A 20530-nucleotide genomic window follows, 5' to 3' on the forward strand; every position below is an offset into this window, starting at 1 on the left:
ACGGTGGTGCGCGTCTGCTTTCCCGCATTAGGGTGGGTTGGCACGGTACGGACAAGTACGCCTACGCTGAGTGAATTCTTGGTGTTCAGTGACGATTTCACGCGCCCGGCCCCTGCGGAAGCGATACGGTCGATCCGTTCCGCATGCGGTGGTTCGGCCCGGACGCGTCGTCGCGACGGCGACGGGCCCCGAACGCGACGCCCCGGTGACGGCCGGGCGAACGAGCGCGTGAGGTGAGGACCCGCCAGGGGAGGGGTGGATGAGCGGATATGTCGCGCGGGTGCGACATGATGAGTCGCCCGGGGGCGACGTCGGCCTGGACCCGCTGGTGCGGTCGGCCGCTCTGCGCTGGGCCGAAGCCGACCCCCTGCTTCCCGCGCCGGTCAACATCGCGCGCGACTCCTACCCCCTCCTGACCGTCAGCGACGAGGAGGGGCGCCCCGTCGCCGCGGGGACCATGCACTACACCTGGTACCAGCCCGGCGAGGTCGGGCGGATCTGGGGCGTGCCCGACCAGCACTGGCTCACCCCCCTCGTCGGCGGCCCCGACCCCAGCCGCGCCCTGGACTCCCTTCTCACCAGCTGGCGCGACCAGCTGGAGGACCTGCCGACCGGCACCGGCTCGGAGTCGGCCGCCCTGGTCAGCTGGCCCGCCCGTGACGTCTGCGGGATCATCCCGCTCCAACGGCACGGACTGCAGCCCTACACCGTGCTCGCGGCCCGCCAGCGCCGCCGGGGCGTGCCCCCGTCGCTGCCGCCGCGCGACGTGACCATCCGGCTCGCCGACCGCAGCGACCTGACCCAGGTCGTGGCGCTGCTCATGGAGGAGCACCGCTACGAGCAGCACTTCGGCGGGGTCTTCCTGCAGCCCGACACCGCCGAGCAGACGCGCAAGGTCGCCGCGCGGGCGCTGGAGCGGTCCCGGTCCTGGATCTGGATCGCCGAACGGCGCGGGCGCGCCGTGGGACTGCTGTGGGTCTCCCCGCCCGAGCGCTCCCGGTGGGCCAAGTCCCTGGTCAACGCGCGCCCGATCGCGCACATCGGCTACGGGGTCGTGATCGCTGACGAGCGGGGCCACGGGATCGGCACCGCGCTGGTCGGGCAGGCCCACCAGGCGCTGGACAGCCACGGCGTGGGCGCCTCGGTGCTCAACTACGCGGCGATGAACCCGCTGTCGGGCCCCTTCTGGCACCGGATGGGCTACCGGCCGGTGTGGACGACCTGGGAGGTTCGCCCCGCCCTCGCGCTGCGCTGACGGCCCGCCGGACGCCTCCCGCGCGGGGCCGCCGGTGGGCGGGTGCGGCGGCACCGCGCGCCGCGCCGTGGAGTGAGTCTTCGCCGCGGACGCTCTAGCCTGTCCGCAGGACGCGACGAGGCGTGGAGAGGCGAGGCGATGAGTGCGAACGACCATGGGCCCCAGGGCGCGGATCACGTGGAGATCGTCGAGGTGGGGCCGCGTGACGGCCTGCAGAACGAGTCCGCGGTGGTGTCGGTCGACGACCGGATCCGGCTGATCGACCGCGCGGTGGCCGCCGGGGTCCGCCGGATCGAGGCGGTCAGCTTCGTCAACCCCAAGCGCGTTCCGCAGATGGCGGGCGCGGAGGAGATCATGGCGGGTGTCCGGCGGGAGCCGGGGGTCTCGCACATCGGACTGGTGCTCAACCGGCGCGGCCTGGAGCGCGCGATGGCCGCCGGGGTCTCGGAGGTCAACGTGGCGGTGCCGGCCACGGACGGGTTCTGCACGCGCAACCAGGGGTGCACCGTCGACGAGATGCTCGACGCCCTGGCCGACATCGACGCCGAACTCCAGGGGACGGGCGTCCCGCTCAGTGTGACCGTCTCGACCGCGTTCGGGTGCCCATTCGACGGCGAGGTCCCCGCCGGGCAGGTGGTGCAGGTCGTCAACCGCATCACGGGTACCTCGGCGGTGGAGATCGCCCTGGCCGACACCATCGGCGTCGGGGTGCCGCGCGAGGTCTCCGAGCTCCTGCGCGCCGTGGGGGCGGTGGCGGACGACCGTACGCTGCGCTGTCACTTCCACAACACGCGCAACACGGGTTACGCGAACGCCATGGCCGCGGTGGAGGCGGGCGTGCGGGTGCTCGACTCCAGCCTCGGCGGGTTCGGCGGTTGCCCGTTCGCCCCCGCGGCGACCGGCAACATCGCCACCGAGGACCTGCTGTACATGCTGCACCGCAGCGGGATGCACACGGGGGTGAGCCTGTCCGGGGCGGCGGAGCTGGGCGCGTGGATGGGCGAGCTGCTGGACAAGCGGCCCCCGGCCTACCTGGGCCGTGCGGGCGGATTCCCGACCACCTGACCGGAAGGACGAGCGGGGGCGGCCGTCGCGTTCGACACGGGTCGGCCGCCCCCGGGCAGGGCGTCGGCCGCCCCCGGGCAGGGCCATGGCGCGGGTCGGTCCGCGGCTGTGCTCCACCGTGCCCCGGTCGCGGGCGCGGGTCGGTCCGCGGCTCACCACCTTTCCGGCGGTGCCGCCGGACCCGGATGCGGCGCGCCCGCGTTCGCCGGTGCTGAGTGAGCGGTCGGCGGCCGTCACCGCGACGGATAGGGGTGGGGGCTCGACGCGTCGTCGGCCACTTTCCTTGAATTCACTGTTTCATGGATTCAGGGATTTGTGTATCGTGGGGGCATGCTCCAACTCGCCACCGACATCGACGCGCTCGCCCGGTTCGGCCGGGCCCTGGCCGATCCCATCCGCTGCCGCGTCCTGCTGGTCCTGCGCGACGGCGCCGCCCACCCCGCCGAGCTGGCCGAGGAACTCGGCATCAGCCGGACGCGGCTGTCCAACCACCTGGCCTGCCTGCGCGACTGCGGGCTGGTCGTCACCGTCCCCGTGGGGCGCCGGGTGCGCTACGAACTCGCCGACCCGCGGCTGGCGCACGCCCTGGACGACCTGCGCTCGGCCGTGATCGCCGTCCAGACCGACCAGGCCTGCGCGAGCGAGGCCGACGAGGCCTGCGCGAGCGGGACGGGGGCGTGCTGATGGTCCTCTCCGTCGAACGCAGTGCGGTCCTGACCCGCCGCGTCCGCCTCCTGGTCGCCGCCACAGTCGTGTACAACCTCGGCGAGGCCGTCGTGGCCATCTGGGCCGGGCGGGTGGCCTCCTCGGCCGCCCTGGTCGGCTTCGGACTGGACTCGCTGGTCGAGGTCTCCTCCGCGCTCGCGGTCGCCTGGCAGTTCTCCGCCCGTGACGCCCGCACCCGCCAGGCCCGCGAGGCCAGGGCCATGCGCGTCATCGCGCTGGCCTTCTTCGCCCTCGCCGCGTACGTCACCGTTGAGGCGCTGCGCTCCCTCCTGGGCGCGCGGGAGGCCGACCCCTCGGTGGTCGGGATCGTGCTCGCCGCGCTGTCGGTCGTCATCATGCCGGTCCTGTCCCTGGCCCAGCGCCGGGCGGGCCGCGAACTCGGGTCGGCGTCGGCCGTCGCCGACTCCAAGCAGACCCTGCTGTGCGCCTACCTCTCGGTCGCCCTGCTCGGCGGACTCCTGCTGAACGCCCTGTGGGGCTGGGCGTGGGCCGACCCGGTCGTGGCGCTGCTCATCGCCGTCCTGGCCGTGCGGGAGGGTGTCGAGGCCTGGCGCGGAGACGCCTGCTGCGGGTCCGCGGCGGCCCTGCTCGTCGGCGGAGAGCCGGACGGGGAAGACGACTGCTGTTCCGACCGCGGGTCCGGCCGCGACGCGGACCCGGGCCGCCACTCGGCATCAGGGCGTGGCTCGGACCCGGGCTGCTGCTCGGACACGGACTGTCATGCGGACCCGGGGGGCGACCCGGACCCGGGCCGCCCCTGAGCCGCTCAGCTCCCGCCTCCGGGGAGTGCGGACCGGCCGCCGTGTTCCGGGGCCCGGGGCGGCTCCGGTCCGTGCTGTGGTGCTGTGGCGGACGTGACACCAGTGTCGCGTGTGCGTGCCCAGACCCCGTCCAACAGGCGACGCCGCTGGTCGCGGCGGGGAACAGCACCGGCCGCTTCGGCGTTCGCTGGTGTGGAGGTGCGGGCGGCCTGTTATCCTGGTGCCCCGTGGAGTCCGGCGCCGTCTCGGCGCATCCCAGACCGCCTCGCACCGGACCGCCGCACGGCCGCTCAGTTCATCCGAGCCCGCCGTAGCCACTCAACCCACGGGAGCAACACTTTGGCATCCGCCGCGAGTACCAAGCACCTTTTCGTTACTGGCGGCGTCGCCTCCAGTCTTGGCAAGGGCCTCACCGCCTCCAGCCTGGGACGACTCCTGAAGTCGCGCGGCCTGCGGGTCACCATGCAAAAGCTCGACCCCTACCTCAACGTCGACCCGGGGACGATGAACCCCTTCCAGCACGGCGAGGTCTTCGTCACCGACGACGGGGCCGAGACCGACCTGGACGTCGGCCACTACGAGCGCTTCCTGGACACCGAGCTGTCGGCGTCGGCCAACGTCACCACCGGCCAGGTCTACTCCAGCGTCATCGCCAAGGAGCGCCAGGGCGCCTACCTCGGTGACACCGTGCAGGTCATCCCGCACATCACCAACGAGATCAAGTCCCGCATCTACGCGATGGACGCTCCCGACGTCGACATCGTCATCACCGAGATCGGCGGCACCGTCGGTGACATCGAGTCGCAGCCCTTCCTGGAGTCGGTCCGCCAGATCCGGCACGAGATCGGCCGGGACAACTGCTTCTTCCTGCACGTGTCCCTGATCCCGTTCCTCGGCCCGTCCGGGGAGATGAAGACCAAGCCCACCCAGCACTCCGTGGCGGCCCTGCGCAGCATCGGTATCCAGCCCGACGCCATCGTGTGCCGCTCCGACCGGCCCATCACGCAGAGCCTCAAGGCCAAGATCAGCCTGATGTGCGACGTGGAGGAGGCCGGTGTGGTCTCCACCCCCGACGCTCCCTCCATCTACGACATCCCCAAGGTGCTGCACCGCGAGGGCCTGGACGCCTACGTCGTGCGCCGCCTGGGCATGCCCTTCCGGGACGTGGACTGGACCGAGTGGGACGAGCTGCTGCGCCGGGTCCACCAGCCCGACCACGAGATCACCGTCGCCCTGGTCGGCAAGTACATCGACCTGCCCGACGCCTACCTGTCGGTGAGCGAGGCCCTGCGCGCGGGCGGGTTCGCCACCAACACGCGCGTCAACATCCGCTGGGTGGCCAGCGACAACTGCGCCAGCCCCTCGGGCGCGGCGGCCGAGCTGGCCGACGCCGACGGCGTCCTGATCCCCGGCGGCTTCGGCATCCGCGGCATCGAGGGCAAGCTCGGCGCCATCCGCTACGCCCGCGAGAACCGGATCCCGCTGCTGGGCATCTGCCTGGGCCTGCAGGCCATGGTGATCGAGAGCGCCCGCAACGTCCTGGGCATGGAGGGCGCCAACAGCACCGAGTTCGACGACAAGGCCGTCGACCCGGTCATCGCCACCATGTCCGACCAGGAGGACGTCGTCGCCGGCGAGCGGGACATGGGCGGCACGATGCGCCTGGGCCTGTACCCGGCGGACCTGGGCGAGGGCACCCTGGCCCGGGAGGTCTACGACGGCGAGGCGCAGGTCTCCGAGCGCCACCGCCACCGCTTCGAGGTCAACAACGCCTACCGCGCCAAGCTTGAGGGGGCCGGCCTGGTGTTCTCCGGGCTCTCCCCTGATGGCAAGCTGGTGGAGTACGTCGAACTGCCCCGGGACGTCCACCCGTTCTTCATCGCGACGCAGGCGCACCCGGAGCTGCGCTCCCGCCCGACCAAGGCCAACCCGCTCTTCCGCGGTCTGGTCGCCGCCGCTCTGGAGCACAGGAACTCCTAGGCCGGATCCGGGTGGGGGACACGAGCCTGAGAGGCGAACGCATGGTCAGTGACACCCACCCGGACGGCCGTCGCACGGGGGCGGACGCCAAGATCGCGGACGCCCCCGACGCATGGCCGGTCGAGCGCTCCGAGGAGCGCTACCAGGGCCGCAAGTGCGGGATGCGCACGGACTGGGTGGTGATGCCCGGCGCCGACGGGGAGGGCACGTCCCTGGCCGCCCGCGACTACATGGTCCACCCCGGCGCCGCCGCGACCCTGGCCCTGGACGAGGACGGCCGGATCCTGCTGCTGCGCCAGTACCGGCACGCCGTCAGGCACACCATGTGGGAGCTGCCCGCCGGGATGATCGACGTGGAGGGCGAGGACCCGCTGCTCACCGCCCAGCGGGAGCTGGTCGAGGAGGCGGGGCTGCGCGCGCGGCGCTGGCACGAGCTCGCCGACTTCTTCCCCTCCGTGGGCTTCTCCAACGAGCGCATCCACGTCTACCTCGCCCGGGACCTGTCCGAGGTCCCCGCGGCGGAGATCGACTTCGTCCGCGAGCACGAGGAGACCGACCTGGCGGCCGAGTGGGTGCCACTGGACGAGGCCGTGCGCCTGGTCATGGACGGCCGGCTGCACAACGCGTCGTCGATCATCGGGATCCTGGCCGCCCAGGCCGCCGCCGCGGACGGCTTCGCCTCCCTGCGCGACCCCGCCGGAGGCTGAGCCGTGGGCGAGGACGACGGGGTCGCCGCGCCGCTGGCGGAGGTGGCGTCCGCCTTCCTGGACCACCTCAGCGCCGAGCGCGCGCTGGCGACCAATACCCTGCTCGCCTACCGTCGTGACCTGCGCCGCTACACCCGCCACCTGACCGCCTCGGGCGTGGCCTACCTGGCCGACGTGGACGGGTCCCGGGTCGGCCGGTACCTCCAGGCCCTGCGCGAGGGCGACGAGGAGCACGTGCCGCTGAGCGCGGCCTCGGCCGGGCGCGCCCTGGCCGCGGTGCGCGGGCTGCACAGGTTCGCCGTGCGCGAGGGGTGGGCCGACCACGACCCGGCGGCGGAGGTCACCCCGCCGCCCCCGCCGATGCGGCTGCCCAAGGCCCTACCGCTGGAGGACGTGGAGCGCCTCCTGGACGCGGCCGGGCCGATGGCCGCCGCACCGGAGCGGGAGGGCGGCGGCGACGCGCCCCCGCACGGGGAGTCCGACCCGTCCTCCTCCGCTGCGGACGGGGCTCCGGGGGCGAGTGGCGGGTCCGGTGCGGGTGAGGCTCGGAGGGCTCCGGGCGGTCCGTCCGGCGGTGGCGGCGGCGACCGCGCGGCCCTGCTGGCGCTGCGCGACCGCGCCCTGCTGGAAGTCCTCTACGGCACCGGCGCCCGGATCTCCGAGGCGGTGGGCCTGGACGTCGACGACGTCTCCGACGCGGTGGCCGCCGAAAGGGCCGTGGGACTCGTGCGCTTCCGCGGCAAGGGCGGACGCGAACGCCTGGTGCCCCTCGGCTCCTACGCCCGCCGCGCCCTGTCCGCCTACCTCGTGCGGGCCCGCCCCGTGCTGGCCGCCTCGGCGACCAGGAGCGGAGGAGGCCCGGCCCTGTTCCTCAACGCGCGCGGCGGCCGGCTGACCCGCCAGGGCGGGTGGGCCGTCCTGGGCGCGGTCGCCGACCGGGCCGGGGTGGAGGGCGTCTCACCGCACACCCTGAGGCACTCCTTCGCCACCCACCTGCTCGACGGGGGCGCCGACATCCGGGTCGTGCAGGAACTGCTGGGGCACAGTTCGGTCACCACCACCCAGATCTATACGCTGGTCACGGTCGAGCACCTGCGCGAGGTCTATGCCGCGAGTCATCCCCGAGCGCGCCGGTGAACTGGCCGAACGACGCGAGAACGCCTGCTGCGCGGGGGAAGCGGGCACCGTGGAGTCCCCGTTCGACTTCCCCCCAGGGACGATGGCGTGGGATTCTACCGACAGGTTTACGTTGATGTGCGCCGTGTCGGCGTTCTAGAGTCGCCGCACGGCGGTACGTTGCTGTCGACATATTGAGTTTCCGACGGCGGCCAGGCGCAGGGGCACGGCATCCCTTCGGGCCGTGGCCGGTCCGTAGGGGAGGTCCAGGGTTGTGAACTGGTCGGAGGACGACGTGGCTGCGAACACCGCACCCGTCGGCGAGGGGGACCTCGTCGACCCGGTGACCAATCCCTGGGGCACGACACGCAACACGGGGGCGGATCTGCACACCACAAGACCGGAACGGACCTATCCGGAGCCCGAGCCGCTCGACGAACACGGCCCGGCACGGATCGTAGCACTCTGTAATCAGAAGGGTGGCGTCGGTAAGACCACCACCACCATCAACCTCGGTGCGGCCATCGCCGAGTGCGGCAGGCGCGTGCTGCTGGTCGACTTCGACCCGCAGGGAGCGCTCTCCGTCGGTCTCGGCCGGCTGGACCCGCGCGAGCTGGACCTGACCGTCTACAACCTGCTCATGCAGCGGGACGTGACGGTCGAGGACGTCCTGCTCAAGACCGACATCGAGGGCCTCGACCTCATTCCGAGCAACATCGACCTGTCGGCCGCCGAGGTCCAGCTGGTCGGTGAGGTGGCGCGCGAGCAGATGCTCGGCCGCGCGCTGCGCCCGGTCATCGACGACTACGACGTCGTCCTGATCGACTGCCAGCCGTCGCTGGGCCTGCTGACCGTCAACGCGCTCACCGCGGCCGACGGCGTCATCGTGCCGCTGGAGTGCGAGTTCTTCGCGCTGCGCGGCGTGGCGCTGCTGATGGACACCATCCAGAAGGTCCAGGAGCGCCTCAACGAGGACCTGGTCATCGACGGCTTCCTGGGCACCATGTACGACCCGCGCACGCTCCACGCGCGTGAGGTGCTGTCCACGATCATCGACGGATTCGGCGACAAGGTGTACGGCACGGTCATCAACCGCACCGTGCGCTTCCCGGACGCCACCGTGGCGGGCGAACCCATCACCCGGTTCGACTCGTCGTCGGCCGGGGCCAACGCCTATCGGGATCTGGCCAAGGAGGTGCTGGCGAGGTGGCCTCTCAGCGGTCACGGCGCGTGACCCTACCGGGGGCGGACGAGCTGTTCTTCCGCCCCTCAGGCGGCGCGGAGGACGCGTCGCCCGTGGAGACCGAACGCCAGTACACGGCACCGGAGCAGAAGAGTCCGCCCGAGACGACGGCGCGCCGCAGGCGCAGGATCATCGCCCAGCCGGACGGTGCGCCCAAGCCGAGCGGACGCCAGCGCCACGACGAGAAGATCACCGTCTACATCTCCGGGCCCGAACTGCTGGCCCTGGAACAGACCCGGCTGTCGCTGCGCGCGGAGCACGGGCTGTCGGCCGACCGGGGCCGCCTCGTCCGCGAGGCCGTCGCGGTCCTGCTGGCCGACTTCGAGGAGAACGGCCAGACCAGCATGCTGGTCAGGCGACTGAGCGAGGACTAGCGCCCGCACTGGCATCGGAGGGGGTGCCGGTTCGGGAACGAAGGGACGCGGGTGTCACCGGTCGGATCCGACCGGTGACACCCTTGACGTATGAGTGAGACGACGCGGGGCCGCGGCCATGGCGGCTGAGCGGGCGCACGGGGGCGACGACACCGACGAGGTGGACGAGCACGCCTTCCAGGTGCACCTGGACAACTTCGAGGGACCGTTCGACCTGCTCCTCGGGTTGATCTCCAAGCACAAGCTGGACATCACCGAGGTGTCGCTGTCGAAGGTCACCGACGAGTTCATCGCGCACATCCGGGCGCACGGGGACGCCTGGGACCTGGACCAGGCGAGCAACTTCCTGCTGGTCGCGGCCACCCTGCTGGACCTGAAGGCGGCACGGCTGCTGCCGCGCGGCGACGTGGAGGACGAGGGCGACCTGGCGCTGCTGGAGGCCCGCGACCTGCTGTTCGCCCGCCTGCTGCAGTACCGGGCCTACAAGGAGGTCGCGGCCCTGATGCGCGACCGGCTGGCGGCTCAGGGGCGCAGGTACGCGCGGGCGGTGCAGCTGGAGGAGCGGTTCGCGGCGATGCGGCCGGACGTGCTGTTCAAGCTCGGTCCGCAGGAGTTCGCCGCGCTCGCGGGGATGGTGTTCACCCCCAAGGAGCCGCCGAGCGTCCCGGTCACGCACATCCACCAGACCAAGACCTCCGTCAAGGAGCAGGGCGAACTGGTGGTGGCGGCGCTGCGCGAGCACGGGCGGCTGACGTTCGTCGAGCTGACCGACGGCTGTACAGATACCTTCGAGGTCGTCGCCCGCTTCCTGTCCCTGCTGGAGCTGTACCGGGCGAGCAACGTGGCCTTCGACCAGCCCGAGCCGCTGGGGGAGCTCATCGTGACCTGGACCGGCGGCGACGCCGAGGTCGAGGTGGACACCGAGTACGACGACACCGTGGAGGCTGAATGAGCGCCGACGGCACGACCGATGTGGGTGATGTCTCCGCCCCCGCCACCCTGCGCCGGGACCTGGAGGCGGTGCTGATGGTGGTGGACACGCCCGTGTCGGAGTACGAGCTGGCCCGGGCCCTGGACGTCCCCCTGGACGTGGTGACCCGGACGCTGGAGGACCTGTCGCGGGAATACACCGAGCAGGGGCGCGGTTTCGACCTGAGGGCGGTGGCCGAAGGGTGGCGCGTGTACACGCGGCCCGAATGCGCCGACGTCGTCGAGCACTTCCTCAAGGAGGGGCAGGAGGTGCGGCTCACCCAGGCCGCACTCGAGACGATGGCGGTGGTGGCCTACCGACAGCCGGTCTCCCGGGGCAGGGTCTCCGCCGTACGCGGTGTCAACTGCGACGGGGTTATGCGTACCCTCGTACTGAGGGGCCTGATCGAAGAGGCCGGACACGATTCCGAATCCGGTGCGCTGCTGTATCGGACCACCTCCTATTTCCTGGAACGGTTGGGCCTGCGAGGCCTCGACGAGCTGCCTGATCTGGCGCCGTTCCTCCCCGACGACATCGAAGGTCTAGACGACACCGGTGAGCACACCTAACGACAGTTCCCGCGGTGCGCGGGACGACGCCCCGCGCGGTGAGCGCGGCGACTACGACAAGCGCGGCGGCCAGGGCGGCCGCGGCGAGAGGGGCGACGACCGGGCGCGCGGCGGATTCCGCGGCGACCGGGGCCCCCGCAACCGAGACGACCGCCGTTCCTTCGGCGGAGACCGCGACCGCGGCCGTGGTGGATACCAGGGCCGCGATGATCGCGGTGGCTACAAGGGTTCGCGTGACCAGGGCGGTGAGCGCCGTTCGTTCGGCGGTGACCGTGACCGCGACCGCGGTGGGTACCAGGGTCGGGACGACCGTGGCGGCTACCGCCGCGACCGCGGTGGGTACCAGGGTCGGGACGACCGTGGCGGCTACCGGGGTTCGCGTGACCAGGGTGGCGACCGTGGCCGTGGCGGTTACCAGGGCCGTGATGACCGTGGCGGTTACAAGGGTTCGCGTGACCAGGGTGGCGAGCGCCGTTCGTTCGGCGGTGACCGTGACCGCGACCGTGGTGGTTACCAGGGTCGCGATGACCGTGGTGGCTACAAGGGTTCCCGTGACCAGGGTGGTGACCGTCGTTCGTTCGGCGGTGACCGTGACCGCGACCGTGGCGGCTACCAGGGTCGGGATGATCGTGGTGGCTACAAGGGTTCCCGTGACCAGCGTGACGATCGCCGGTCCTTCGCGGGAGACCGCGACCGCGGCGGCTACCGGGGTTCGCGTGACCAGGGTGGCGACCGTGGCCGTGGTGGTTATCAGGGCCGTGATGACCGTGGTGGTTACAAGGGTTCGCGTGACCAGGGTGGTGACCGTCGTTCGTTCGGCGGTGACCGTGACCGCGACCGTGGTGGATACCAGGGTCGGGACGATCGTGGTGGCTACCGGGGTTCGCGTGACCAACGTGATGATCGTGGCCGTGGCGGCTACCAGGGCCGTGATGACCGTGGTGGTTACAAGGGTTCCCGCGATCAGGGTGGTGACCGTCGTTCGTTCGGCGGTGACCGTGACCGCGACCGTGGTGGATACCAGGGTCGGGATGATCGTGGTGGCTACAAGGGTTCCCGTGACCAGCGTGACGATCGCCGGTCCTTCGCGGGAGACCGCGACCGCGGCGGCCACAAGGGCCCCCGTGGCCAGGGCGGCGACCGTGGACGCGGCGGGTACCAGGGCCGCGACGACCGCGGCTCCGACCGGGGCCCCCGCAACCGCGACGACCGCCGGACCTCCGGTGGCGACCGCGACCGGCGGGACGAGCGCCGTTCGGACGACCGGCCCCAGAAGCGTGACGCCGCCCCCGCGGCCGGTGTCACGAAGGAGAGCCAGCTGTCCAAGGCGGCCCGCGAGCGCCTCAGCGCGCTGCGCGCCGACTACAACCCCAAGGACGAGGACCACCTCGGCGAGGACCGCGACTCCTACAGCGACGTCCAGGGCGGCATCCGCCTCCAGAAGGCCCTCGCCGCCGCCGGTGTGGCCAGCCGCCGCGCCAGCGAGGAGATGATCGCCGCCGGCCGTGTCTCCGTGGACGGACAGGTCGTCCGGCGCTTCGGCGCACGCGTCGACCCCGAGGCCTCGGAGATCCGCGTCGACGGCATGCGCGTCGTCACCGCTCCGGACAAGCTCTACTTCGCGCTCAACAAGCCGCGCGGCGTGGTCAGCACCATGTGGGATCCGGAGGGCCGTCCGACGCTGGCCGACTACACCGGCCAGACCGCGGAGCGCATCTTCCACGTCGGTCGTCTCGACACCGAGACCGAGGGCCTGATCCTGCTGACCAACGACGGTGAACTGGCCAACCGCCTGACCCACCCGCGCTACAAGGTCGTCAAGACCTACGTGGCCATGGTGCCGGGCCCGGTTCCCCAGCGCGTGGTCCGCGAGGTCAACAAGGGCGTCGAGCTCGACGACGGTCCGGTCGAGGTCGACTCGTTCCGCGTCGTCGACAACGACGCGCCCAAGGCCATGGTGGAGATCCGCCTGCACGAGGGGCGCAAGCACATCGTGCGCCGCCTGATGGAGGCCGTCGGCCACCCGGTCGCCGACCTCGCCCGCACCCAGGTCGGTCCCATCGACCTGAACACGCTCCAGCAGGGCACCATGCGGGCGCTGACCTCTCGCGAGGTGGGCGAACTCTACGCGGCCGCGGGCCTGTAGATACAGTTGACGGCGGTCACCGTGCGGACTCCCTCCGTGGCGGTGGCCGCCGTTCCCTTCTCCGGGGTACGGCCGGACAGAGCAAGGATGAGGCGGGATCGAACGTGGCGGTACGGGCCATCCGCGGTGCGGTGCAGGTCGACGCGGACGAACGCGAGCAGGTGCTGGAGGCCACGGCCGAACTGGTCTCCGAGGTGATGCGCCGCAACCAGCTGGTCACCGACGACGTGATCAGTGTGCTCTTCACGGCGACTCCGGATCTGACCTCCGAGTTCCCGGCCCTGGCCGCGCGCAAGCTCGGCTTCGCCGACGTGCCGCTGATGTGCGCGAGCGAGATCGACGTCCCGCACGCGTTGCCGCGCGTGGTGCGCCTGATGGCCCACGTGGAGATCGACCGGCCGCGCTCGGACGTGCAGCACGTCTACCTGCGCGGCGCACAGGCGCTGCGGCTGGACATCGCGCAATAGCACGGAAGCCGTCCCGCCCGGCGAGGCTCTACGCTGGGAGGACACACGCACGTCGGAGAGCGGGAGAGCAGTGGGTAACAGCAAGGGCGCGGACGGGGCCGCGGACCACCGGCCCGCGGTGGGCCGGGTCGCGGTGGTCGGGACCGGGCTCATCGGCACGTCGATCGCGCTCGCACTGCGCGCCCGGGGGGTCGAGGTCCTGCTGTCGGACCCGGACGCCGCTTCGGTGCGCCTGGCCTGCGACCTGGGGGCCGGCCGCGTCCTGGACGAGTCGGCGCAGACCCGCCCGGTCGACATCGCGGTCATCGCCGCGCCGCCCGCGGTGATCCCCGCGGTCCTGCGGGGCGCCCAGGACCGCGGTCTCGCCCACGTGTACACCGACGTGGCCAGTGTGAAGGCGAGTGTGCTGGCGGAGGCCGAGCGGCTCGGCTGCGACATGGCCACGTTCGTTCCCGGCCACCCGATGGGCGGGCGGGAGAAGCACGGCCCCGGAGCGGCCAGGGCGGACCTGTTCCTGGGCCGCTCGTGGGCCCTGTGCCCCACGGGCAAGGCGGGCGCGGAGACCGTGGCCGCCGTCGCCGAGCTGGCGAGGCTGTGCGGCGCGGACCCGCTGGTGCTGGAGGCCGAGGCGCACGACCGCGCGGTCGCCCTGGTCTCCCACGCCCCGCACGTGGCCTCCTCCGCGGTGGCCGCCCGGCTGCTGTCGGGCGACGACACCGCGCTGACCCTCGCCGGACAGGGCGTGCGCGACGTGACGCGCGTGGCCGGCGGGGACCCGGCCATGTGGACCGAGATCCTCACGCACAACGCCGTTCCGGTCGCCGACGTCCTGCACGGGATGGCCGCCGACCTGGCCGCGACCGCCGACGCGCTGCACGCCCTGGCGCGGGCCCGGGACGGGGCCGGCGACGAGGTCCTGGAGCCGGTGCGCGACCTGCTCGCCCGTGGCCGCTCCGGCCAGGAGCGCCTGCCCGGCAAGCACGGCGGGGTCAAGCTGCCCGACTACGCGGTCCTCCCCGTCGTCATCCCGGACGAGCCCGGTGTGCTGGGGCGCATGTTCGCGGTGGCGGCCGACGCCGGGGTCAACATCGAGGACGTCCGGATCGAGCACACACCCGGCCTGCCGCTGGGTGTGGCCCAGCTGTACGTGCTGCCCGCCGCCGTGGACCCGCTCGCCCGCGCCCTGTCCGACGACGGCTGGTCCGTGCACGCCGGAGCCTGAGGGCACGGGGGTCCGGGAGGGGCGCCGCCACAGGTAGGCTGGTGCGTTGGTAGGCGGTATCGGTAGCGGGGAGACAGCGGCAGTGAACGTGCAGGACGGCAACCAGGGCATCGTCATCGCGATCGACGGTCCCTCCGGCTCGGGCAAGTCGAGCACGGCCAAGGGCGTCGCCCGGGCACGGGACCTGCGCTACCTGGACACCGGCGCCATGTACCGGGCCCTGACCTGGTGGATGCTGGACCACGGGGTGGACGTCAACGACGCCGCCGCGGTGGCCGCGCTCGTCGAGGAGCCCGTCATCGAGATGGGCACCGACCCCTCCGCGCCGACCGTGACCGTCGACGGCCGCGACGTGGCCGCCGAGATCCGCGGCAAGGACGTCACCGGCAGTGTCAGCGCCGTCTCGGCCGTGCCGGAGGCGCGTGCCCTGCTGGTGCGCACCCAGCGGGAGGTCATCGAGGCGGCCCGGCGCGAGAGCGCCGGGATCGTGGTCGAGGGCCGTGACATCACGACCGTGGTGGCGCCGGAGGCTCCCGTCAAACTGTTCCTGACCGCGAGCGCGCAGACCCGTGCGCTGCGGCGCAGCAAGGAGGTCCGCACCAGCGACGTCGCGGCGACGCAGGCCGACCTGGCGCGGCGCGACCAGCTGGACTCCAGCCGGGCGCACTCGCCGCTGACCCAGACCGCCGACGCCACCGAGCTGGACACGACGGGGCTGAGCCTGGACGAGGTCATCGGCCTGGTCGTGAAGCTGGCCGACGAGGCCGGCCAGGCCCGCGGGGCGTAGCGGCCCTTCGGCCCGGGACCCGCTCCCGGAGCCGGGACCCGGGGGCGGGCGTGGTGACCGGCCCCCGTCCGTGGCCGTGCGCCGGTCAGACCGGTCACATCACCCGTCGTGGCCCCTTCACCGGGGAACAGACGAACATCCGCGGGGGTTCTTCCCCGTGGCCAGTACACGGGTGCCGTCGGCATCCGTGCGGCCCGTCCGCGCCGCAGAGCGCGGACACCGACCACGCACGTTCCCGCGGCACGCATCCTGGGCGCGCGGGAACCTACGTACCGGGAGAGCAGTACATGAGTGACTTCGACATGTCCGACGTCGGCTTCGACGAGGAGCGGGACGGCGCGGCGCCGCCCCTGCCCGTCGTGGCGGTGGTCGGACGACCCAACGTGGGCAAGTCCAGCCTCGTCAACCGCATCATCGGCCGCCGCGAGGCCGTGGTCGAGGACGTGCCGGGGGTGACCCGCGACCGCGTCGCCTACGACGCCGAGTGGCAGAACGCGAAGTTCACTCTCGTGGACACCGGCGGCTGGGAGACCAGCGTGACCGGTCTGGCCGCGATGGTCGCGCGCCAGGCCGAGTACGCGGCGCAGACCGCCGACGTGATCCTGTTCGTGGTCGACGCGACCGTGGGCATCACCGACGCCGACGCGGCCGTGACGCGCGTTCTGCGCTCGACCAAGCGCCCGGTGGTCCTGGCCGCCAACAAGGTCGACGGGCAGATGCAGGAGTCGGACGCCCTCGACCTGTGGAACCTCGGCGTGGGCGAGCCCTTCGCCATCAGCGCCCTGCACGGGCGCGGTACGGGCGACATGCTCGACGCCGTCGTGGCGGCCTTCCCCGAGACCCCCGAGGGCTCGACCGACGACGACGCCGAGGACGGCCCGTCCCGGATCGCCCTGGTGGGGCGGCCCAACGTGGGCAAGTCCAGCCTGCTCAACCGGCTCGCCGGCGAGGACCGCGTCGTGGTGGACTCGGTGGCCGGGACCACGCGCGACGCCGTCGACGAGCTGATCGAGCTGGGTGGCAAGACCTGGAAGTTCATCGACACCGCCGGTATCCGCCGCCGGTTCCGCGCCCTGCAGGGGGCCGACTACTACGCGACCATGCGCACCGGCTCCGCCCTGGAGCGGGCCGAGGTGGCGGTGGTCCTGATGGACGTCAGCGAGCCGCTGGCGGAGCAGGACATCCGGGTCGTGGAGCAGGTCGTGGAGGCCGGGCGCGGCCTGGTGCTGGCGTTCAACAAGTGGGACATCCTCGACGAGGAGCGCCGGATCTACCTGGAGAAGGAGATCGACCGCCAGCTGGCGCGGGTCTCCTGGGCTCCGCGGGTGAACATCTCCGCGCAGACCGGCCGCCACATGGAGAAGCTCGTCCCGGCGATCGAGACGAGCCTGGCCGGGTGGGGGCAGCGCATCCCGACGGGCCAGCTCAACAACTGGCTCAAGGAGCTGGTGGCGGCCACGCCGCCGCCGGTGCGCGGCGGCAAGCAGCCCAAGATCCTGTTCGCGACGCAGGCGGGTGCGCGTCCGCCGCACTTCATCCTGTTCACGACCGGGTTCCTGGAGGAGAACTACCGCCGCTTCATCGAGCGCCGCCTGCGGGAGGACTTCGGGTTCGAGGGGTCGCCGCTGCACATCAGCATGCGCATCCGTGAGAAGAAGGGCGCGACCCCGGGGCGCGCCTCCAAGGGAAGCGTGCGTCCGGACCGCAAGCCGCGCGGTCGCCGCTGAGCGGGACCGGCGACAGGCCGGAGGGGGCGCCTCCCGTGCGGAGGCGCCCCCGTCGTGTGTCCGGGGCCGGATCGCCGCCTGGCGCTCCGCGCCACGTGCCCGGTGTCCGCGCCTGCCGCTCGGCGCGCGGGGCGCGTCGCGCGGGTCCGGGGTCGGGTGCCCGCCGCCCGGACCCGTCGCCCGGTGTCCGTTGCGTGCCTTCCCCGTGCCCGGTCACCCGTCCGTGGGCAGGCGCCGGACGTTGCTCGGCCGGGGGAGGGGCTCTCCGTCGGGCCCCTTCCTCGGGTAGGGCAGCCGGGCGGAGAGCGCGGGGTCGCGGTCGGGGACCGGGATGTGCGGTGCGCCCGGCAGCGGCCGACCCGCGCTCTCCTTCATCCGCCACACCACGAGCAGCCCGACCGCGCCCGCGATCATCACGAGCCACGCCGGCGAGTACAGGTTGCCGGTCGACTGGACGAGCGCCTCGGCGATCAGCGGCGTCGTACCGCCGAACAGCGCGACGGAGACGTTGAAGCCGATCGCCAGCGCTCCGTAGCGCACCTTCGTCGGGAAGAGCGCCGGGAGGGAGGCCGGGGCGCTGCCGGAGAAGTGCACCAGGGTGACGGCCAGGACCAGCACCCCGAGGGCGACCGCGAGCATGCTGCCGCGCTGGAGGAGCCAGAACGCCGGCAGGGACAGCACGATGGAGAACAGGCACCCGGACAGCAGGACGGGTCTGCGGCCCACACGGTCGCTCAGGCGCCCGAAGAACGTCACCGCCACGAGCATGAACACCATGGCGGTCAGCGTCATGACCAGGCCCAGGGTGGAGCTGTAGCCGAGTTCGGCGTCGAGGTAGGTGGGCAGGTAGGCCGTCACCATGTAGTTGTTGACGTTGAAGACCATGACGAGCCCGACGCACAGCAGGAGCGCGGGCCACTGGCCGAGGATCGTCTCCCGGAACTGCCCCTTGCGGCGGTGCCCCTCGGCGTCCTTGCCGAAGCCCTCCGTGTCCTGCGCGAAGACCGGTGTCTCCTCCAGCCTCAGCCGCAGGTACAGGCCGACCGCGCCCAGCGGCAGGGCGAGCAGGAAGGGCACCCGCCATCCCCAGTCCGTCATGGCGTCCGCACCCAGCAGGAGGGTCATGACCGTGACGATCGAGGCGCCGCCGACGTACCCGCTGACCGTGCCGAACTCCAGCCAGGACGCGAGGAAGCCGCGGCGGCGGTCGGGCGCGTACTCGGCGATGAAGGTCGTGGCGCCGCCGTACTCACCGCCCGTGGAGAAGCCCTGGACCATGCGGGCGACGAGCAGCAGGATCGGCGCGGCGACGCCGATGGTGGCGGCGGACGGGATGAGCCCGATGGAGAAGGTGCCGACCGCCATCAGGAGCATGGTGGCGGCCAGGACCCGCTTGCGGCCGACGCGGTCGCCGAGCGGGCCGAAGAACAGGCCGCCGAGGGGGCGTACGAGGAAGGCCGCGGCGAAGGTGGTGAAGGTCGCGATGAGCTGGACGCCCTGCGACTGGGACGGGTAGAAGACCAGACCGATGGTGACGGCGAGGTAGCTGTAGACGCCGAAGTCGTACCACTCGGTGGCGTTGCCGATGGCGGCGGCCGTGACGGCCTTGCGTGTGGTCCGGTGCTCGGTCACCAGGACCGGTGGCCGATGGCTCGGGTGGTCGCTCACGTCTGCCCCCTCAGGAATGTCACTCAAAACACATAGTTAATCACCATAAGTAAGAACATCGTGGACATCGCCCGTGTCGTGGCGGCGGTAGCGTGACGGTAGGGCGGAAGGGGAACGCATGCTCAAGGTGCTCGTGAGTGCCTGCCTGATGGGTCGGCGGGTCCGCTATGACGGGCGGGCCAAGACGGTCGAGGACGACGCCCTCGACCGCTGGAGGGCCGAGGGGCGGCTCGTGGTGCACTGCCCGGAGATCGCGGGCGGACTGGCGGTGCCGCGGCCACCGGCCGAGATCGAGCCCGGCGCGGACGCCGACGCGGTCCTCGACGGCCGGGCGCGCATCCTCACCCCGGACCGGGTCGACGTGAGCGACCACTTCGTCTCGGGGGCGCGTTCGGCCCTGGCGACCGCCCAGGCCCACGGCGCGGTCATGGCGATCCTGAAGGAGTCCAGCCCCTCGTGCGGGTCCCACGAGGTCTACGACGGCACGTTCGGGGGCCGCAAGGTGCCCGGTGCCGGAGTCACGGCCCGCCTGCTCGCCGAGCGGGGCGTGGCGGTGTTCAACGAGGACCAGATCGCCGAGGCCGTCGCCCACCTGGAGGGGCTGGAGGGTTCCGAGCGCCCGGGGGAGCCGTGAGTGCGTGAGGGGACTCGGGAGCGGGTCCGGGGTCTGCGCGCGAGGGCGTCCGGCACTGGGAATCCTGGTGTGAGCGCCCTGGATCGTGCGGTAGAGTTTCACCTGTTGGCGGGGCCGGAGACGGCGCCCGCCCAGCGGCCGGGACGTAGCGCAGTTTGGTAGCGCACTTGACTGGGGGTCAAGGGGTCGTGGGTTCAAATCCCGCCGTCCCGACAGAGAAGTAGCAGGTCATGGAGGGGCTCGTCGTCAGACGGGCCCTTTTCTGCGTCTGCGGTGGGTGGACGTTGGGTTGAACCGGGGCCGGATGGGTGTCAGCCCACGTCGCGCAGGATGGCGTCCATGGCCTTGGCCGCCGACCGGTGTACCGGTCGCAACTGATGCCGGTAGACGCGCTCCGTCGTGTCAGTGCCGTCATGACCCGAGCGAACGGATGTCAGTGATCGTCCAACTCGACGAACCGGTTCACCCATGCCCTGAACCGATCGTCGGACTCCTTTCGCCCGGCCCACAGCGCGTGCGGGTCCTCCGGTGGCCCAAGGCCGAAATTCTGGTTCAACCAGGTGAGGAACCCATGGTGGCCGTCGCTGTGATCCTCAACGTCTCCGGAGGCAAGGAACCCGACGTCAGCGAAGGGTTCACTGTCGATGGCCAGAAGCTGGAACAGCTCCATCAGGTTTCGCGCGATCACATAGAGATCTCCTTCATCGCCGACCAGGACGACGGGCAGAGCGGCCAGATCGGCCCGATCGTCGCACCGCCACAGCGCGTAGCCGGAGCCGGAGCCGTTGGCCTGCGCGAAGGGAATGAACCGGCTCAGGAACTCCGGATGCTCCGACCAGGTGTGGAGGCCGGCGTCCGCGCCGTACTCGCGCAGCTCGAAACCCTCCGAGTAGTAGACCGGACCGATCCGGTCCGCGAACTCCTTGAGCAGGTTCAGTTCCGGGATCGGCGAGTACGCCTCGCTCATGTGGCCTCCTTGCCGGGCTGGGACGCCTGGCGCGGTCGTGGGCGTCCTGCACTGGCCAGGTGATGCTATCGACGCCGGGGACGATTGGGTGGTGCCGCCAACCATCGTGCGCTCTCCACCGCCACGACCAGCGACGATGAGCCACT

General features: G+C 72.0%; 19 protein-coding genes and 1 tRNA gene. 18 read left to right on the forward strand and 2 right to left on the reverse strand.

Translation table 11 applies throughout. The features are described from left to right. Positions 1-259: 259 nt before the first annotated feature. From ADL05_RS20830 to der, 16 genes are all read left to right on the forward strand, one after another. On the forward strand, positions 260-1255 hold the full coding sequence (locus ADL05_RS20830) for a GNAT family N-acetyltransferase (RefSeq protein WP_053618678.1): 996 nt from the start codon (positions 260-262) through the stop codon (positions 1253-1255). A gap of 138 nt (positions 1256-1393) precedes the next feature. Next, complete coding sequence (locus tag ADL05_RS20835; protein WP_053618679.1) at positions 1394-2320, forward strand: hydroxymethylglutaryl-CoA lyase; 927 nt, start codon at positions 1394-1396, stop codon at positions 2318-2320. Positions 2321-2650: 330 nt separating this feature from the next. Then, a complete protein-coding gene (locus tag ADL05_RS20840) occupies positions 2651-3004 on the forward strand; it encodes a helix-turn-helix transcriptional regulator (RefSeq protein WP_053618680.1) in 354 nt (117 codons plus the stop codon). Further along, entirely contained in the window at positions 3004-3807 is an 804-nt protein-coding gene (locus ADL05_RS20845) for a cation transporter (RefSeq protein WP_053618852.1), read from the forward strand. The genes ADL05_RS20840 and ADL05_RS20845 overlap by 1 nt, the downstream gene beginning before the upstream one ends. Positions 3808-4146: 339 nt before the next feature. Continuing rightward, positions 4147-5787, forward strand: a complete 1641-nt coding sequence (locus tag ADL05_RS20850) for a CTP synthase (RefSeq protein ID WP_082376656.1) — start codon at positions 4147-4149, stop codon at positions 5785-5787. 41 nt (positions 5788-5828) lie between these two features. Beyond that, entirely contained in the window at positions 5829-6494 is a 666-nt protein-coding gene (locus tag ADL05_RS20855; protein ID WP_053618682.1) for an NUDIX hydrolase, read from the forward strand. Positions 6495-6497: 3 nt separating this feature from the next. Continuing rightward, entirely contained in the window at positions 6498-7631 is a 1134-nt protein-coding gene (locus ADL05_RS20860) for a tyrosine-type recombinase/integrase (RefSeq protein ID WP_053618683.1), read from the forward strand. 253 nt (positions 7632-7884) lie between these two features. Continuing rightward, a complete protein-coding gene (locus tag ADL05_RS20865) occupies positions 7885-8844 on the forward strand; it encodes a ParA family protein (protein WP_053618684.1) in 960 nt (319 codons plus the stop codon). Then, complete coding sequence (locus ADL05_RS20870; protein ID WP_053618853.1) at positions 8841-9227, forward strand: hypothetical protein; 387 nt, start codon at positions 8841-8843, stop codon at positions 9225-9227. The genes ADL05_RS20865 and ADL05_RS20870 overlap by 4 nt, the downstream gene beginning before the upstream one ends. Positions 9228-9345: 118 nt before the next feature. After that, positions 9346-10179 (forward strand): ScpA family protein, encoded by an 834-nt coding sequence (locus ADL05_RS20875; RefSeq protein WP_053618685.1) that lies wholly within the window; start codon positions 9346-9348, stop codon positions 10177-10179. Then, positions 10176-10766, forward strand: a complete 591-nt coding sequence (gene scpB, locus ADL05_RS20880; RefSeq protein ID WP_053618686.1) for an SMC-Scp complex subunit ScpB — start codon at positions 10176-10178, stop codon at positions 10764-10766. The genes ADL05_RS20875 and scpB overlap by 4 nt, the downstream gene beginning before the upstream one ends. Next, the gene (locus ADL05_RS29905; RefSeq protein ID WP_082376658.1) at positions 10753-12912 is read left to right on the forward strand and encodes a pseudouridine synthase; all 2160 of its coding nucleotides are present in this window, start codon (positions 10753-10755) and stop codon (positions 12910-12912) included. Before scpB ends, ADL05_RS29905 begins: the two co-directional genes overlap by 14 nt. Positions 12913-13016: 104 nt before the next feature. Continuing rightward, positions 13017-13379 (forward strand): chorismate mutase, encoded by a 363-nt coding sequence (gene aroH / locus ADL05_RS20890; RefSeq protein WP_053618687.1) that lies wholly within the window; start codon positions 13017-13019, stop codon positions 13377-13379. A gap of 70 nt (positions 13380-13449) precedes the next feature. Then, positions 13450-14601 (forward strand): prephenate dehydrogenase, encoded by a 1152-nt coding sequence (locus ADL05_RS20895; protein ID WP_053618688.1) that lies wholly within the window; start codon positions 13450-13452, stop codon positions 14599-14601. An 82-nt stretch (positions 14602-14683) separates the two neighbouring features. Then, complete coding sequence (gene cmk / locus ADL05_RS20900; RefSeq protein ID WP_053618689.1) at positions 14684-15388, forward strand: (d)CMP kinase; 705 nt, start codon at positions 14684-14686, stop codon at positions 15386-15388. A 287-nt stretch (positions 15389-15675) separates the two neighbouring features. Then, on the forward strand, positions 15676-17115 hold the full coding sequence (gene der, locus ADL05_RS20905; RefSeq protein ID WP_053618690.1) for a ribosome biogenesis GTPase Der: 1440 nt from the start codon (positions 15676-15678) through the stop codon (positions 17113-17115). 213 nt (positions 17116-17328) lie between these two features. Here the strand turns inward: der and ADL05_RS20910 are convergent, their stop codons facing one another. Next, entirely contained in the window at positions 17329-18783 is a 1455-nt protein-coding gene (locus ADL05_RS20910) for an MFS transporter (protein WP_053618691.1), read from the reverse strand. A 118-nt stretch (positions 18784-18901) separates the two neighbouring features. Between ADL05_RS20910 and ADL05_RS20915 the strand changes: the two genes are divergently transcribed. Both ADL05_RS20915 and ADL05_RS20920 read left to right on the forward strand, forming a co-directional pair. Further along, positions 18902-19417, forward strand: coding sequence for a DUF523 domain-containing protein (locus ADL05_RS20915; RefSeq protein ID WP_053618692.1), 516 nt, complete (start codon positions 18902-18904; stop codon positions 19415-19417). 139 nt (positions 19418-19556) lie between these two features. Further along, positions 19557-19630: transfer RNA gene (locus ADL05_RS20920), tRNA-Pro, on the forward strand. Between the two features lie 220 nt (positions 19631-19850). On the opposite strand, the gene ADL05_RS20925 is transcribed toward ADL05_RS20920, so the two are convergent. Further along, a complete protein-coding gene (locus tag ADL05_RS20925; RefSeq protein ID WP_053618693.1) occupies positions 19851-20384 on the reverse strand; it encodes a hypothetical protein in 534 nt (177 codons plus the stop codon). Between the last annotated feature and the right edge of the window lie 146 nt (positions 20385-20530).

Source organism: Nocardiopsis sp. NRRL B-16309 (genome assembly GCF_001279585.1).
GTDB lineage: Bacteria > Actinomycetota > Actinomycetes > Streptosporangiales > Streptosporangiaceae > Nocardiopsis.